The 15,443-nt window shown below is 58.6% G+C and carries 13 protein-coding genes; all 13 read right to left on the reverse strand.

Annotated features, from left to right (window positions below; translation table 11 throughout):
* Positions 1-15 precede the first annotated feature (15 nt).
* Positions 16-2,031 carry an NAD-dependent DNA ligase LigA gene (ligA, locus tag MTP36_RS08675; protein ID WP_249247832.1) on the reverse strand — a complete coding sequence of 672 codons (2,016 nt, stop codon included), beginning with the start codon at positions 2,029-2,031 and terminating at the stop codon, positions 16-18.
* Positions 2,032-2,446: 415 nt separating this feature from the next.
* Complete coding sequence (locus MTP36_RS08680; protein WP_249247834.1) at positions 2,447-3,964, reverse strand: DUF3794 domain-containing protein; 1,518 nt, start codon at positions 3,962-3,964, stop codon at positions 2,447-2,449.
* A 120-nt stretch (positions 3,965-4,084) separates the two neighbouring features.
* Positions 4,085-4,165 carry a stage V sporulation protein SpoVM gene (gene spoVM / locus MTP36_RS16070; RefSeq protein ID WP_015538484.1) on the reverse strand — a complete coding sequence of 27 codons (81 nt, stop codon included), beginning with the start codon at positions 4,163-4,165 and terminating at the stop codon, positions 4,085-4,087.
* Positions 4,166-4,235: 70 nt separating this feature from the next.
* A complete protein-coding gene (locus MTP36_RS08685; RefSeq protein WP_249247836.1) occupies positions 4,236-4,871 on the reverse strand; it encodes a thiamine diphosphokinase in 636 nt (211 codons plus the stop codon).
* Between the two features lie 18 nt (positions 4,872-4,889).
* The gene (gene rsgA / locus MTP36_RS08690) at positions 4,890-5,768 is read right to left on the reverse strand and encodes a ribosome small subunit-dependent GTPase A (RefSeq protein WP_249247838.1); all 879 of its coding nucleotides are present in this window, start codon (positions 5,766-5,768) and stop codon (positions 4,890-4,892) included.
* Between the two features lie 12 nt (positions 5,769-5,780).
* Positions 5,781-7,664 (reverse strand): Stk1 family PASTA domain-containing Ser/Thr kinase, encoded by a 1,884-nt coding sequence (gene pknB, locus MTP36_RS08695; protein WP_249247840.1) that lies wholly within the window; start codon positions 7,662-7,664, stop codon positions 5,781-5,783.
* Positions 7,657-8,406, reverse strand: a complete 750-nt coding sequence (locus MTP36_RS08700; protein WP_055184447.1) for a Stp1/IreP family PP2C-type Ser/Thr phosphatase — start codon at positions 8,404-8,406, stop codon at positions 7,657-7,659. Before MTP36_RS08700 ends, pknB begins: the two co-directional genes overlap by 8 nt.
* A gap of 16 nt (positions 8,407-8,422) precedes the next feature.
* Positions 8,423-9,463 (reverse strand): 23S rRNA (adenine(2503)-C(2))-methyltransferase RlmN, encoded by a 1,041-nt coding sequence (gene rlmN / locus MTP36_RS08705; RefSeq protein ID WP_055184449.1) that lies wholly within the window; start codon positions 9,461-9,463, stop codon positions 8,423-8,425.
* Positions 9,464-9,505: 42 nt separating this feature from the next.
* Complete coding sequence (rsmB, locus tag MTP36_RS08710) at positions 9,506-10,837, reverse strand: 16S rRNA (cytosine(967)-C(5))-methyltransferase RsmB (RefSeq protein ID WP_249247842.1); 1,332 nt, start codon at positions 10,835-10,837, stop codon at positions 9,506-9,508.
* The gene (fmt, locus tag MTP36_RS08715) at positions 10,837-11,757 is read right to left on the reverse strand and encodes a methionyl-tRNA formyltransferase (protein WP_118657633.1); all 921 of its coding nucleotides are present in this window, start codon (positions 11,755-11,757) and stop codon (positions 10,837-10,839) included. The genes rsmB and fmt overlap by 1 nt, the downstream gene beginning before the upstream one ends.
* Entirely contained in the window at positions 11,757-12,293 is a 537-nt protein-coding gene (gene def / locus MTP36_RS08720) for a peptide deformylase (RefSeq protein ID WP_005926004.1), read from the reverse strand. Before def ends, fmt begins: the two co-directional genes overlap by 1 nt.
* Positions 12,294-12,316: 23 nt before the next feature.
* Positions 12,317-13,156 (reverse strand): GIY-YIG nuclease family protein, encoded by an 840-nt coding sequence (locus MTP36_RS08725; protein WP_118657634.1) that lies wholly within the window; start codon positions 13,154-13,156, stop codon positions 12,317-12,319.
* 15 nt (positions 13,157-13,171) lie between these two features.
* Positions 13,172-15,433, reverse strand: coding sequence for a replication restart helicase PriA (priA, locus tag MTP36_RS08730; RefSeq protein WP_249247843.1), 2,262 nt, complete (start codon positions 15,431-15,433; stop codon positions 13,172-13,174).
* Positions 15,434-15,443 lie beyond the last annotated feature (10 nt).

The raw sequence follows: 15,443 nt of genomic DNA on the forward strand, positions 1-15,443 counted from the left end.
TTCAGGAAAGCCGCTTTAAGTCGTTTCCGGTTCTGCCGGGGCATCTTGCAGCATGGCAAGAAATTCCTGTTCGGTCAGCACCGGCACGCCCAGCGCCTGCGCTTTGGTCAGCTTGGAGCCCGCCGCCGCACCGGCCACCACATAGGCTGTTTTTTTGGAGACGGAGCCGCTGGCTTTGCCGCCGTTTTTCACGATCAATGCCTCGGCTTCGTTGCGGGAGAGCGTCTCCAGCGTACCGGTGACAACCAGCGTTTTGCCTGCCAGCTTGTCTCCCTTCGGCTCACCCTTCCACTGCATATTGACCCCGGCATCTGCCAGACGGTGTACAAGGTCGGCAGTGCCTTCCTTGGCAAAGAATTCCACCACGCTTTGTGCCATCACGCCGCCAAAGCCGTCGATCTGACTGACCTGCTCTGCGGTGGCTTCTCGGATGGCTTGCAGCGTGCCGAAATGTTCTGCCAGCAGCGCGGCTGCCTTATCGCCGATATTGCGGATGCCAAAGCCGAACAAAAGCTTATCCAGATTGTTCTGCTTGGAGGCAGTAATGGCCTGTAACAGATTGTCTGCGCTTTTCTCCTTGAATTTTTCCAGTTCCAGCAGTTGTTCCCGGGTCAGCGTGTAGATATCTGCTGCAGAATGCACCAGCTCCTTTTCCACCAACTGGGTGGCCACTGCCTCGCCCAAGCCCTCAATATCCATGGCATCCCGGGAGGCAAAATGAATGATATTGCGCAGCGCCTGTGCCGGGCACTCCGGGTTCACACAGCGCAGGGCGGCTTCGTCCTCCAGATGCACCACCGGCGCACCGCAGGAGGGGCAGACCGTGGGCATAGTGTAGGGCTCAGCGTCCTCCGCATGATGGGTGACTCCGATGACCTCTGGGATGATATCGCCCGCCTTGCGCACCTGAATGGTGTCCCCGATGCACAGTCCGAACTGCCGGATAAAGTCCTCGTTGTGGAGGGTGGCGCGAGCTACCGTGGTACCTGCCAGAAACACCGGGTCGAAGCAGGCAGTGGGGGTGAGCACGCCGGTGCGGCCAACGGCTACCTCGATGCTGCGCAGGGTGGTCTCCTTGACCTCCGGCGGGTATTTGAAGGCAATGGCCCAGCGCGGGAATTTGTTAGTAGAACCCATCAGCTCCCGCTGCGCAAAATCGTTCACCTTGATAACAGCACCGTCCATGTCAAAATCCAGCTTGGAGCGGTTCTGCCCGATGTTTTCAATCTCGGCAATGGCGTCCTCGATATCGCGCACCACATGGTAGCGCGGCGATACCGGCAGGCCAAGGCTTTTGAGGTAATCCAGACTTTCGGAGTGCTTGGTCAGGGTCTTGCCCCGGATCTGCTGCACATTGAACACAAAGATAGAAAGCCCACGGCTGCCGGTGATGCGGGCGTCCTTTTGCCGCAGAGATCCGGCTGCTGCATTGCGGGGGTTTTTAAAGGGCGCAGCACCCTGTAATTCCTGCTCGGCGCACAGGTGCTGAAAGGCCTTGTGTGGCATATATACCTCGCCGCGCACCTCCAGAAACTCCGGTGCATCTTTAAGGGTCTTGGGGATGCTGCGGATGGCTCGCACATTTGCGGTAACGTCCTCGCCCACAACGCCGTCACCACGGGTGGAGGCACGGACAAGCTGCCCGTTCTCGTACTCCAAGCTGCAGGAAAGACCGTCGATTTTGATCTCCACAACATACTCCGGTGTAACTCCGGCCTCGCGGACGCGGCGGTCAAAGTCCCGTAGCTCATCGAAGGAGAACGCATCCAGCAGGCTTTCCATCTTGACGGCATGGGTCACCTTGGGCAGCTTGCTGCTGGCGGTGCCACCTACCTTCTGGGTGGGCGATGTTGCTGTAATCAGCTGGGGAAACTGCGCTTCCAGTTTCTTCAGTTCCCGCGTCAGGGCATCGTATTCAAAATCTTCCAGCTCCGGCGCATCCTGATCGTAGTAAAGTCGGTTGTTTTTCTCAATAACAGCGCGCAACTCTTCCACGCGCTTTTTAGCCTGTTCCAGTTCCAAATGTTCCACTCTCCTGCGATATCATTTTGCCGCCCGCCGTGCTGTTTTCCCGGCAGAAAAAGTGCTGTACACCGGACACAGCAGACGAGCGGCAGTCGTTTGCATTTGCATCTTCCTTAGTATACCACATCCATGGATGGTCTGCAAAGCGTTAAATACAAATCGTATTTTTGAAGTGCTCTCATGTTTTGAAATCGATATCAGCACAGATCGCACGTTGATTTATAATCACTTATAAAAGATACTAAACGTATATTCGTTATATTTTACATCGATAATGCGCTTTATTTTAGGAATCCTTTTGTGGTGACTTTTAGTAATTCTTTGTGCTGCTTTTTTCTGCGCAGGCACAGGCAAAAAGAATCCCCCTCCCCGGCGCGGCAGCTTGTGCCATCCGGGAAAGGGGTACAGTTAAGTTTGCAGCTCAGGTGACCGGGATCAGCAGCCGCTGTGCCTGCGGCAGACTGGCAAGCTCCTCTTCCAGCTGATTCGCCGCAAGGATCTGCGCCGGAGCCACATGGAACCGCCGGGCCACTGCAAACAGCTCCTCCCCGGCCTGCGCGTAGTAGATTCGCAGAGCAATCTCGGGGTCGGTATCGGGCAGCGGGTCGCCAAGGGTGATGCTGCCGATGACCGGGCTGGTGGTGCAGCCTAAAATCGCGCCCTCTGCCCGGACAGTAATCGTAGCTTCCAGTGTGCCGCCCGCACAGGTGCATTGCACGTTCTCGGTGCTCAGCCAACATTCCGGCACAAGCACCGTTTCCTCCGGCGGCGTGATGGGCAGCGGGACGGCGACCTCCAAGGTTTTCTCGTAGCTTTCCAGTTCACCGAGGGTGTTCTCTGCAAGGGCTGTTACCACCGCCTTTGCGGCAAGCACCCAGCCCTCCCCTTTTTGGATGGTCTGCTGGGGGCCGTAGTGTACAAAGCAGGCTCGCAGCTGCGCCCCTGCATCCGGCAGCGGACCGGAGCCTGTGGCGGTAGCGGTATCGTTCAAGGTGCAGAGCAGTTGCTCTGTAACGAGCGGCTGCGGCGTGAGCTCCGTTTCAAATCGGGTGGAAAAAGCATCCACTGCCACCTGCAGCTGGTAGCTGCACCATGCCCGCAGATGCAGCATGACATTCGCCGTCAGCTGGGCAGCGGCGCTTTCCGCCTGCGACAGGGTAAAGCCCACCGGCTCTGCCACGCACAGGCAGCGGCAGTCCTCGGTGATGCCTTCTAAATCTATCACCTGCTGGAAGGGCAGCGCCGCCGCCTGACTTTGCAGGGCAGTGTCCCCTTCTGCCCGCCATGCACACTGCACCCGCAGCTCCCCCTTGACCACAGCCTTACCGGCAAGAAGTTTTACCTCCCCCACACAGGCGTTGCCGGTAATGTCCAGCACGGCGGCAGGGGGCTTTGCAAAGACAAGCTCTCCCTCTAAGGTAACCAGCTTATCCAGCACAGCCACGCTTCGCACACCTTGCAATGTACGCAGCTGCTGCTCAATGCCGCCATCTGCCAGTGCGGTGATAACCTCGGTCTTGCACTGGGTGTGCACCGTGACTACCAACCCGTAGGCACCCCGCACCTCAATACGGCGCGGGTCTGCCGCGCGGGTGTTGAGGTACTCTGTCTGCCCTTCCACCACGGCTGTCCATGCCGTAAAGGCAAGCTCCGGCAGCTCCAGCTGCCGGGTGAAGGGCAGCTTTTGCTCGGTCTGGCACAGGCCTTTTTCCGCTTCGCTCTGGTAAAACACCGTGCAGCGCAGATAGCCTTCTAAGGTAAGCCTGCCCGGCTGCAACTGCCGCTGCAGCACCACCGGGCGGACAAAGCACTTGACCAGCTTGCCCACCGGCGGTAGGTCATCCGAGATGCGGATCTCGGTTTCCAGAGGAAGTTCTGCTTTTACGGTACAGCCTGCCCCGCCCTGCGGCAGCGTGTCCCGGAATATCTTCAGTTCCATGTGCAGTGCGCTCCTTTCCCTGTCCGTTTCCGTAAGAGTGTATGCAGCGGCAAGCAGCGGTATGCCGACAGCAAAAGGCCGGTGTGCAGCAGTTGTGCCACACACCGGCCTTTTATGGATTCAGTTCTCTTTGCGAATGCCGAACAGCTTGCGCAGAATGCCGCACAGCGCTTTCGGGCTGCGAATGACCACTACCTGCATCTCCACCCCGCCTTTCGCTCATGTTTACCCCATTATAGCGTCTGACGGGTAAAAATGTTCCGGGGAGGGTTCAATCTGCGATGGTCTCCACCACCACAAGCGCACCCTGCCGGGTGCTGACGGTGATGCAGTCTGAGCCTTCGGCGTACTCGTTGCTTACACCCAGCGGATAGCCTGCTGTGAGCACGGCATCCTCCAGCTCATAGAAGGAGCCTTTTTCGTACACGCCCTCGGCGCGTCCCTCCATGGGGAAGGCCGAGAAGTAGAAAAACTCCTCCTTGGGGTAGCAGCGGCTCTCGCCCGGCAGCACAAAGGTAATGCGGGAGCGCTCGTCCTGCAAGGCGGCACGGATGCCGCGCTGCTCCAGCCCAAGACCGGTGCACAGGTTTGCAAGGGTATGCTCCACCCGCCTGCCGCCCAGTGCACCCAGCAAAAGCACCTCGTCAAAGCCCTTTTGCGCCGCGAGCTTTGCAGCATACTCGGTATCGGTGTCGTCCTTGACGTGGGGCAACACAACGATATCGTCCGCATTCTGCTGCGGACAGGGAGCGGAATCAAAATCGCCTACAATGATATCCGGCTTGCAGCCCAGCCGTTCGCAGTTGCGGTAGCCCGCATCGCAGGCGATGATAAAATCATCGCTGCGCAGCAGGTGCTTAAGCTCAGGCTGCACCGGGCAGGCGGAAAGGATCACACAACGGGACATTTTATTCTTCCTTCCGTATTACACTTTCGGGCGTTGCCAGTCCTTGACATCCTTTACCTCGTCGTACATGGCGCAGTAGCTGTCGTACCGGGTCTTGGAAAGCTTGCCCTCTGCCAGCGCTGCCCGCACAGCACAGCCTTTTTCGCTGCGGTGGGAGCAGCCGGTAAACTGGCACTGACCAAGATAAGGGCCAAATTCCGGGAAGGCGTGCTCCAGATTCTCCTTGGGGATGAACCCGGCGCGGTTGGCTTCCAGACTGGCAAAGCCCGGGGTGTCGGCAATGCGTCCGCCGTAGGCTTCAAAGACGGTCACCTCACGGGTGGTGTGGCGGCCGCGTCCCAACTTCTGGCTGATGGCGCTGGTTTCGCGGGCAGCGTCCGGCAGCAGCGCGTTCAGCAGGGTGGATTTCCCCACACCGGAGTTGCCGCAGAAAGCGCACAATCTGCCGTTGATCCACTGCTTCACTTCGTCCAGCCCGGCACCGCTTTCGTAGTCGATACGGATAAACGGCAGGGTGGACTTTGCGTAGGCGTTTGCCAGAAAATCCGCTTCGACAAGGTCACTTTTGGTGCACACCACCACCGGCTGTACGCCCTTATCCACCGCAATGGCGGAAAGCTTATCCAGCACCAAGGTGCTGGGGGTGGGCTGGGTAGTGCTTGCCACAAGGAACAGCACATCCAGATTTGCCACCGGCGGGCGCACAAAAACGTTTTTACGGGGTGCGATCTGTGCAATGACCGCCGCACCGTTTTCGGTCTCCAGCGTTACCTCATCTCCTGCCACAGGGGTGATCTTCTGCTTGCGGAAGATGCCGCGGGGCTTGCACTCCACGATGCCATCCGGCGTTTTTACATAGTAAAAGCCGCCAATGCCTTTTACGATATAACCGTTCATGCACATCCTCCGTCAGCCCAGCAGCGAGGACCACCAGTCCAGAATACCGCCGCCTGTGGAGCTGCTGCTGGAGCTCGGCTCGCTGCTGCCGCCGGTGCTCTCGCCGCCGGTAGGGCCTTCGCCCGTGGTGCCGGAAGTGCCGTCACCGCTAGGCTGCTCCGGCTCCTGCGCCGGTGCAGCGCCCGCGCTGACCACAACGTTTACGCGGCTGTTCAGCTTTGCGGTAGCACCTGCCGCCGGGTTCTGGCTGAGCACTGTACCTGCGGGCTGGTCGCTGTATTCTTCGCTCTGGCTGCCAAGACCCAGATGGTTCTGCACCAGCAGGGTGCGGGCATCATTCACGTTCATGCCGGTAAGGGAGGGCACTTTGGTGGTGGTGGACACCTGCGGACGGCTGATATAAAGGATGACCGTAGAGCCTGCCGCTACCTGCGTACCGGCGGCAGGGTCGGTGCGGATGACTGCGCCGGAAGCCACGGTGGTATCCACGGCCTGCGTGACCAGCACCGAAACGCCCAGTGCCTTGAGCTGCTGTTCGGCATCGGTCTGCACATAGTTGGTCAGATCCGGCACAGTGACATACTGGGTACCAAGACTAACGGTCAAAGTCACGCTTTGTCCCTCGCGGACGGTGCGGCCGGACACCGGCGACTGCTTATAGATATAACCGGCAGCATAGTTGCTGTTGTACTCTTCTTCCCACTCCGGGGAGATCTGGCCGGATGCGATCTGATCCGTGGCCATGGCCTGATCCTTGGTCATGCCGATATAGTCTCCAAGGGTGACATCGGCTTTGTTGTTCATCAGGTTGGAGGAATCGTTCAGGATCATCCAGCACAGTGCCATGCAGGCCAGTGCAAAGGCAATGGTGATGCCGAACAATGCCGGCAAAAAGACGGTACGGCGCTTTTTACCCGACCTGCTTTTGCCGTTTTTGCGGGGGGCTGGTTGTTCGTTCTGACGGATCGCGCGGTTCTGGTTCATGGTACGTTTCACCACCTTTTCGGGTGCTTCTTCTGTAATATACTGATATTCAAACAGCACGGAAGGATTCTGCACATAGGTGTCCAGTGCTTCCAGCATTGCCCGTGCCGAGGGGTAGCGGTTCTGTGGGAGCTTGGCCATGGCTTTTTCGGTGATCTCCACCAGCGCATAGGGAACCTCCGGTGCCAGTTCGTGCAGCGAGCGGGGCTCGTCCGAGATCTGCTTGATGGCGACCTCCACCACATCATCGGCATCAAAGGGCAGATGACCGGAGAGCATCTCGTACATCATGACGCCTACCGAGTAAATGTCGCTGGTGCAGTCGGTCTCGTCCCCTTTTGCCTGCTCCGGGCTGATATAATGCACGCTGCCCATCGCCTTGCCGGCCAGCATCTGGTTATCTGCCCGGGAAATACGGGCGATGCCGAAGTCCATCATGCGCAGCTGGCCGTTATCCAGCAGCATAATATTCTGTGGCTTGATATCCCGGTGCACGACGCCGTTGGCGTGGGCATGCTCCAGCGCCTTGAGGATCTGGGAGATGAAGTGCACGGTCTCCCGGCTGGAAAGCTTGCCGCCCCGCTCGTTGAGGTACTCCCGCAGCGTCATGCCGTCCACATACTCCATGACGATATACTGCAGATGGTCGTTGACCGAAACGTCGTACACCTTAACGATATTGGGGTGGTTCAGCAGCGAGATGGCCTTGGATTCGTTTTTAAAGCGGCGCACAAGATCCGGGTCGTGCATATACTCCTGCCGCAGCACCTTAACCGCCACCACAGTCCCGGCGGGCACAGGGCCGTTCTGCCCCCGCATGACCGCCTTGTATACATTGGCCATGCCGCCGGAGCCGATCAGCTCCTGTACCTCGTACAGGCCGTCCAGTCTTTTACCGATCAGGTTATCCATGGCGCACCTCCATCGGCTCTATCCCCACCAGCAGGGCGGTGATGTTGTCCGGGCCGCCGTTTTCGTTAGCGGTGCGGATCAGAGCATCCGGCAGGTCGTAAAAAGACCCGCTGCGCAGCAGCTGTTCCAGCTGCTCCATAGGCACAGCATTGGTCAGACCGTCCGTGCATAGCAGCAGAACATCCCCTGCCTGCAGCGCCACGGTAGTGAACTCCGGCTCCAGCCGGTAGTCCACGCCCAGTGCCCGGGTAATGATGTTTTTCTGTGGGTGATGCTCTGCCTGCTCCTGTGTGATGGTGCCGCAGTCCACCAGCTCCTGCACATAGGAGTGGTCGTGGGTCAGCTGCGCCAGCTTACCATCCCGGTAGAGATAGGCGCGGGAATCGCCCGCGTGGCTCAGGTAGGCATTGCCGCCGCGCACCAGAGCGCAGACAGCGGTGGTGCCCATACCGGCCAGAGACTCCTCCCGCAGTGCCTTCTGGAACACATAGCGGTTGGCGCTGAGCAGTGCTTTCTTTAAAAAAGTCTCCTCTTCGCCGGGGATGCACTGGCTGTACTGCTCCTGAAAGCAGCGCTCGATGACGCTGCACGCACACTGCGAGGCTTCCCGCCCGCCGCGTGCGCCGCCCATGCCATCGCACACCAGCGCCCAGGCTGCATCGCCGGGCAGCTCCCCGGCACGGTAGTCATCCTGATTGTCCTGCCGGACGCGTCCTACATCCGTTTTTCCTGCAAGTTTCATAGGTTTCTCCCTCTATTTATGCCTTGCCGTTCATTTCGTCGCGGCGCAGCTGGCCGCAGGCGGCACTGATCTCGCTGCCAAGGCGGCGGCGCACCGTGGCGTTTACGCCAAGGCTTTCAAGCTTTTGCTGGAACCGGCGCACATTGGCTGCATCCGTAGCGGAATACGGACTGCCGTCCACCGGGTTGATGGGGATCAGATTTACATGCGCGCCCATGCCCCGGATCAGGTCTGCCAACTGCTTTGCGCAGACATCAGAATCATTGACACCGCGCACCATGGAATATTCAAAACTGACCCGGCGGCCGGTGGTCTCCTGATACCGGCGCACCGTCTGGATCAGCTGCTCCACTGGGTAGGCATCGTTGACCGGCATCATGCTGCTGCGGATCTGGTTGGTAGGTGCGTGCAGCGAGATGGAAAGGGTAAGCTGCAGCTTTTTCTCCGCCAGCTGGTCGATTTTGGGGACAAGACCGCAGGTGGAAAGGCTGATATTGCGCATGCCGATATTGACGCCCTCGGGCGAGGTGATATTTTCCAAAAAGCGCATTACCTCGTCAAAGTTATCCAGCGGCTCGCCGATACCCATGAGCACGATATGGGAGATGCGCTCGCCAATATCCTTTTGGGCGGTGTAGATCTCGGAGCAGATCTCGCCCGCTTCAAGGTTGCGCACCCGCCCCGCCTGTGTGGAGGCGCAGAACCGGCAGCCCATGCGGCAGCCCACCTGCGTGGACACGCACACGGTATTGCCGTAGTGGTAGCGCATGACAACGGTCTCGATGCAGTTGCCGTCTGCCATGCGCAGCAGATACTTCACAGTACCGTCCTTGGCCTCCTGACGACGCTCGATCTGCGGTGCAGCGATATAAAAGGTTTCTTCCAGCTTTGCCAGCAGGGTCTTGGGCTGGTCGGTCATGGCAGAAAATTCGGTGACCAGTTTCTGGTGTACCCAGTGGAAGATCTGCTTTGCCCGGAAGCCCGGCTGCCCCAGAGCTTTCAATTCAGCAGTCAATTCTGCCAGCGTCAGGGAAGAAATACAGCGTTTTTGTTCCATTCTGTTCTCCTATAACAGGATACGACCCTCAGAGAGTCGTAGTTATTGCGTTCCGGCGGCTTTTTGCAGCACACACAGGAAAAAGCCGTCCATGCCGGTGCGAGTGGGCACTGAGAGGCAGCCGTGTTCCCCTGCCGTCATCCCGGCGGGCAGCGGCACCTCCGGTGCGCAGACCGCAAATTCTGGGTGGCGCTGCAAAAAGGCTGCGATCTGCTGCTGATTTTCTGCCGGGTCGATAGTGCAGGTGGAGTAGACCAGTCGCCCGCCCGCCTTGAGCAGCGCCGCAGCGGTATCCAGAATTGCCGCCTGCGTGGCAAGCAGTTCTGCCTGCCGGGCAGTTTCCAGCTTTTTATAGCGGAGATCCGGCTTTTTTGCCAGAATGCCCAAGCCGCTGCAAGGCACATCCGTCAGGATGAGGTCTGCCATGGGCAGTGCAGGGTTCGGTTTGGTGGCATCATTACAAAGGGTATGCACCCCGGTAAAGCCCATGCGGTCTACTGCGGTGCGGATCAGCCCCACACGGTTCTCTGCCGCATCGCAGCTGTACAGTATTCCTGTGCCCTGCATCTGCTCGGCCAGCAAAATCGACTTGCCGCCGGGGGCAGCGCACAGGTCCAGCACCGTTTCACCGGGGGCTGCGCCCACGCAAAGGGCTGCCAGCTGACTGGCCTGTCCTTCTACATGGTAGTATCCCTGCCGGAACAGCTCGTTATCTGCCGGGCTGCCCGCGAACCGTGCCAGCACGCTGCCGGGCACGATGCCCTGCCGCACCTCTGCTGCGCCCTGCTCTGTAAGCAGCGCACACAGCTGCGCAGCGCTGGCCTTGAGGGGGTTTGCACGCAGGCTGGTCAAACCGCCATCGGCCTGATAGGTCAGGATGCCCAGTGCTTCATCCGGGTAGTTTTTGTGGAGGAATTCTGCCACATCCCGCCCGGCAGAGCCTAAAACCATCAGGCGCTGGATCTCGTCTGTAAAGACAGCAGCGTCTAAATCATAGCTGCAGGCCTTGCGCAGCACAGCGTTGACAAGGCCGGAAGCGCTGGATTTTTTAAAGGTGCGGGTCAGCTTGACCGCTTCGTTCACCGCAGCGGAGACAGGCACCTGCATATAGCGCGCCTGTGCCAGAGCAGCGCGCAGAATCTCCCGCACGGGTGCATCCAGCTTCGCCAGACCCTTGGGCAGAAACTGCTCCAGAATATAGTCCAGCGTGCCGCGATGCTCCAGCACGGTGTAGAAGATGGCACTTGCAAAAGCCTTATCCCGGCCTTCCAGCTTCTGGCGCTTGAGCTCTGCGTCCAGCACCAGATTGGAAAAGCCGTCCTGCTCCTGCCGTACCAGTGCGGCAACTGCTGCCGCACGCGGATTTGCCGCCATCAGAGGCTATCCCCCATTTTCAGGCGCAGACCCGCTGCAAAAGCAGTGCCGTCCATAGGCTTTTTGCCCTCCGGCACGACTTCCAGCAGCTGGATGGCACCCTCGCCGCAGGCTACGGTCAGGGGCTTTGTAGCCAGCACAGTGCCGGGGGCTTCACCGTTGGCGGCAGCCACGCGGCAGGACATCACCTTAAGCTTTTTGCCGCCGGAAGTGATAAACCATGCACCCGGCCAGGGATTCATGCCGCGCACCCAGTTGTGGATATGGGTGGCAGTGTCGGTCAGGTGGAACTCTGCCATCTCCTTGTTCAGCATGGGGGCAAGGGTGGCGTTTTCGTGCTTTTGCGGCACAGCCATCAGGGTGCCTGCGGCGATTTGAGGAATAGTCTCGCACAGAGCTTCGGCACCCACAGCGGTAACGCGGTCAAACAATTCGCCGCTGGTCTCCTCAGGGTCGATGGCAATCTTTTTGCAGTACAGCACATCGCCGGTATCCAGACCCTCATCCATCTGCATAATGGAAACGCCGGTCTCGGCATCGCCGTTCAGCACCGACCACTGCACCGGGGCGCTGCCGCGGTACTTCGGCAGCAGCGAAACGTGCAGGTTGATGCAGCCATAGCGGGGCATTTCCAGCACGGACTTTGGCAGAATGCAGCCATAGGCCACCACCACGATCAGCTCCGGGGCGAGAGCGCGGATGTTTTCATCCTCGCTGCCGTCCCGCAGGGTGCGGGGCTGGAACACGGGTGTGCCGTGCTCTAGAGCCACCTCCTTGACCGGCGGTGCGGTGAGCACCTGCTTGCGTCCGACGGGCTTATCCCGCCGGGTGTACACGGCACAGATATCGTGCCCGGCGGCATACAGGGCTTTCAGGCACTCGGCGGCAATATCCGGCGTGCCCATGAACAAAATGCGCATCAGTTGTTTCCTTTCGCTTCGCGGGCGGCCTTTTTGCCTTCCTCGGTATCCTCATAGAAGTACTCGCTGGATTCCATGATGGTGATGCCGTCCAGATGGTCGTTCTCGTGCTGGATGCAGCGACCCAGCAGGCCGTCAGCTTCCAGCTCGAACCATTCGCCGTTGCGGTCCTGCGCACGCACCTTGACAGCAACCGGGCGGGTCACAGCGCCGTTATGCCCCGGGAAGGACAGGCAGCCCTCGTAGGCAGTCTCCTCTTCCTCAGAAACGGCGAGGATCTCGGGGTTGACAAAATCAATGAACTTGTACTCGTAATCCTCGGGGATCTCCTCCGGGGCGTCGGTGGTGTCCCATACCACGAACAGGCGGCGCATCATGCCCACCTGCGGGCCAGCCAGACCCACGCCGTCGGCAGCGATCATGGTCTCGCGCATATCGTCCAGCAGGGTGGCCAGACGGTCGTCAAAATTGGTCACGGGGCGGCAGACCTTATTCAGGATGGGGTCGCCTTCTTTAACAATATTACGGATAGCCATAATGGTACCTCCAAATCAAGCTTTTAATTCTTATTGTATCCAAACTCTCTTGTCCGAAGTGTTTCTTTCCACCAGGACTCACGTCTCAAAATGTATTCGTCATCCATCCTTGCATTATAATTTTCAAGGATAGAATACTGGAAATTTTCTTTTACATAATCGAAGCCCTGCTTTTTTACGAGCTCTTTCAATGCTTCGTTTCCGCCATGGCCATCAGCAATATAATTTGACCAACGTTGGAGAAGCATTCCCGTCTGCGATGTAGCAGAGCCAACATATAATTTACCGGTCTTGTTATCCGTAATCAGATAGACCGCTTTCTGGTTTTGCAGCGCTGCGATCCATCCCGGAAGGTGCCGGTCGATCACATTTTTCAATTGCCGATAACTCAGCCGTACATTTTCATAACCCGGAAAATCCTCGCCAGTGAACTGATCGTTCAAAATCTCAAGAACTTCCAACTCGTCCATTACTGACGCATAGGTGCGCCCCATTGTACGGCAGGGATTATGATAACGCAGAACAAGCCGCCCGAAATATTTCCCGTAACGGGCATCATCCTGCGCCTCGTAACCAACACCGCCATTTGTTTCATCAACTTTTTTCTCCCCGGTTATCGTCTTGATGCACGTCATGAGCCATGTATCATTTCCGATTTTTAAAAAGCAGATCGCCGTTTGTCCTACACTAAAATAACGGCGGCGGTCACGCCACAGAAACCAGTCGATATTTACTTCATCCGGGTCGGTTTTATAAAGTTCCAACGGGTCATCGTAACCATTGTAAATATTGAATTTCACGCGAACATTTGGTATTTCTTCTTTGCTAAAGTTCAGAATATCATTAATGCGTATTTTATCCATTTTACAATCCACCGTTCAAATGTCACCATCCGAGTGCAGGTCTACCACGACCGATGCCTTAGACGGCAGCTTTTCTTTTTCATACAGTGCCAGCGTGCTGCGCACGAGGTCGCGGAAGCGGCGGTCGTTGCGGCACTTAACGGTAAGCTTATAGCGGTAGGTGTCGTTGATCTTTTCAATGCTGCCGGGCGTAGGGCCCAGAATGCGCAGGGGCAGATCCGGCTGCTTGGCCGCCTGCTGCCCTAAAAGCGCCGAGAACCGGGCAGCGGCACGCGCCACCTCGTTCTCCTTTGCACCGGCAAAGCCGATGACGCACAGCCCACAGAAAGGCGGGTACAAGCCGAGCTTGCGGTAAGCGATTTCCTGCTCGTAGAAGGCGTCGTAATCCTGTGCAGCAGCAAGGGTGAGCACTGGGTTGTCCGGGTCGGTGGTCTGAATGATGGCAAAGCCGGGCTCTTTTGCGCGGCCGCTGCGTCCCACCACCTGTGTGATCAGGCTGAACACGTTCTCGTATGCCCGGAAACCCTGCGCGAACAACAGTGAATCAATGCCCAGCACGCCCACAAGGGTCACATCCTCGAAATCCAGACCTTTTGCCACCATCTGGGTGCCCACCATGATGTCGTATTCATGCGCTGCAAATTTGGCAAGCAGCTTTTCGTGGGCGTCCTTGGCGGCGGTAGAGTCCTGATCCATACGCAGCACCCGCGCCTCCGGGAAGAGCTTTGCAAGCTCCTCCTCGGCCTTCTGGGTGCCAAAGCCCCGGTACTGCAGCTTACCGCCGCAGGCCGTGCAAAGGGTGGGCGGCGGCTCCTGCTGGGAGCCGCAATAGTGGCACAGCACCTTATGCGCTGATTTGTGGTACACCATGGGCACGCTGCACTTGGGGCACTTGAGCACCTCGCGGCAGTCCTCGCACTGGGCAATTGTCTGGTAGCCCCGGCGGTTGAGCAGAAGGATAGTCTGCTTTTCTGCCTCCAGATTGCGGTGGATGGCGTCCTCCAGTGCAAGGCTGATCTCACGGGGGTTGCCCGCAGCCAGCTCTGCCCGCATATCCACGATCTGCACGCTGGGCAGCGGATTGCCGCCGTAACGCTTGGTCAGCCGCACCAGCTGGGTACGTCCATTCTGCGCAGCGTAAAAACTCTCGGTGCTGGGGGTGGCGCTGGCCAGAAGCAGTAGTGCGCCGTTTTCGGCGGCACGCTGCCGGGCGACCTCGTGGGCAGAGTAGCGCGGCGCGGATTCCGACCGGTAGGTGTGCTCCTGCTCTTCGTCAATGATGATAAGGCCGATGTTTTCCAGCGGCGAAAACACTGCGCTGCGGGTGCCGACCACGATATCTGCGCCGCCGTCCTGGATCATCTGCCATTGCAGTAGGCGCTCGGTGTGGTTGAGCGCAGAGTGCTGCACCGCCACGCGGCGGCCGAACTGCCCTTTTAGCCGCAGGATCATCTGAGGGGTCAGGCTGATCTCCGGCACCAACACCAGCGCCTTGCGGCCAAGCTCCAGACAGCGGGCAATCAATTTTAAAAATACCAGCGTCTTGCCGCTGCCGGTCACGCCGTACAGCAGCGCCGAATGGGGCGCGGCATCTTCTAGCTTGGGCAGCAGCGTGTCGTAAGCAGCTTGCTGCTGTTCGGTGAGGGTAATAGGGTCGTTGCGCAGCGGAATGGAGGCGTACAGGTCGATGGACTTATTCACCTTGCTGCATTCCAGCACACCCTTGGTGCACAGATTATCCAGCACCGCGCGGCTGATGCCTTTATCCTCCAACTCGTTCAGAGTGTGGGGACCGCCGCTCAGCAGCGCCACCGCTGCCAGCTGCTTTGCCGTAGGCTTTGGCTTTTGCGGCAGCGTGCTCACAAGCTTGTAGGCGTTTTCGGTGTGGCGGGTAAGCTGCTTTTGCAGCACCGGGGTCACACCGTCTGCCGCCACGGCGGGCTTATACTGCGCACCATACGGAATGACCGCCTTGACGGCCTCGTAGTAGGTGCAGAAGGTGCGCTCCTTTAAAAAATGCACCAGCCGCAGCAGCTCCGGTGTCAGACAGGCCGAGGCCGGGGCTACATCGAACAGATATTTGAGTTTGGAGTGCTCCGGCTCAGCATCGCAGGCCAACACCACGCCCATGCGGGCGCGGCTGCCCTTGCCAAAGGGCACCAGCACCATACTGCCCAGACGCACCGCATTCTGGTGCTCCGGCAGAACAGCGTAGGTATACAGCTTATCAAAATGGAAGGTCGCATTGCTGACGGCAACGCCTACCGTCTTGGGCATTCGTCCAACT

The organism is Faecalibacterium sp. I4-1-79 (assembly GCF_023347235.1).
Classification (GTDB): Bacteria; Bacillota; Clostridia; order Oscillospirales; family Ruminococcaceae; genus Faecalibacterium; species Faecalibacterium tardum.

Excerpts from the sequence above, each read along its gene's own strand:
- MTP36_RS08680 (WP_249247834.1), bottom strand. The coding sequence starts at position 3,964 with ATGGAACTGAAGATATTCCGGGACACGCTGCCGCAGGGCGGGGCAGGC.
- spoVM (WP_015538484.1), bottom strand. The coding sequence starts at position 4,165 with ATGCAGGTAGTGGTCATTCGCAGCCCGAAAGCGCTGTGCGGCATTCTG.
- MTP36_RS08685 (WP_249247836.1), bottom strand. The coding sequence starts at position 4,871 with ATGTCCCGTTGTGTGATCCTTTCCGCCTGCCCGGTGCAGCCTGAGCTT.
- rsgA (WP_249247838.1), bottom strand. The coding sequence starts at position 5,768 with ATGAACGGTTATATCGTAAAAGGCATTGGCGGCTTTTACTATGTAAAA.
- pknB (WP_249247840.1), bottom strand. The coding sequence starts at position 7,664 with ATGGATAACCTGATCGGTAAAAGACTGGACGGCCTGTACGAGGTACAG.
- MTP36_RS08700 (WP_055184447.1), bottom strand. The coding sequence starts at position 8,406 with ATGAAACTTGCAGGAAAAACGGATGTAGGACGCGTCCGGCAGGACAAT.
- rlmN (WP_055184449.1), bottom strand. The coding sequence starts at position 9,463 with ATGGAACAAAAACGCTGTATTTCTTCCCTGACGCTGGCAGAATTGACT.
- rsmB (WP_249247842.1), bottom strand. The coding sequence starts at position 10,837 with ATGGCGGCAAATCCGCGTGCGGCAGCAGTTGCCGCACTGGTACGGCAG.
- fmt (WP_118657633.1), bottom strand. The coding sequence starts at position 11,757 with ATGCGCATTTTGTTCATGGGCACGCCGGATATTGCCGCCGAGTGCCTG.
- def (WP_005926004.1), bottom strand. The coding sequence starts at position 12,293 with ATGGCTATCCGTAATATTGTTAAAGAAGGCGACCCCATCCTGAATAAG.
- MTP36_RS08725 (WP_118657634.1), bottom strand. The coding sequence starts at position 13,156 with ATGGATAAAATACGCATTAATGATATTCTGAACTTTAGCAAAGAAGAA.
- priA (WP_249247843.1), bottom strand. The coding sequence starts at position 15,433 with ATGCCCAAGACGGTAGGCGTTGCCGTCAGCAATGCGACCTTCCATTTT.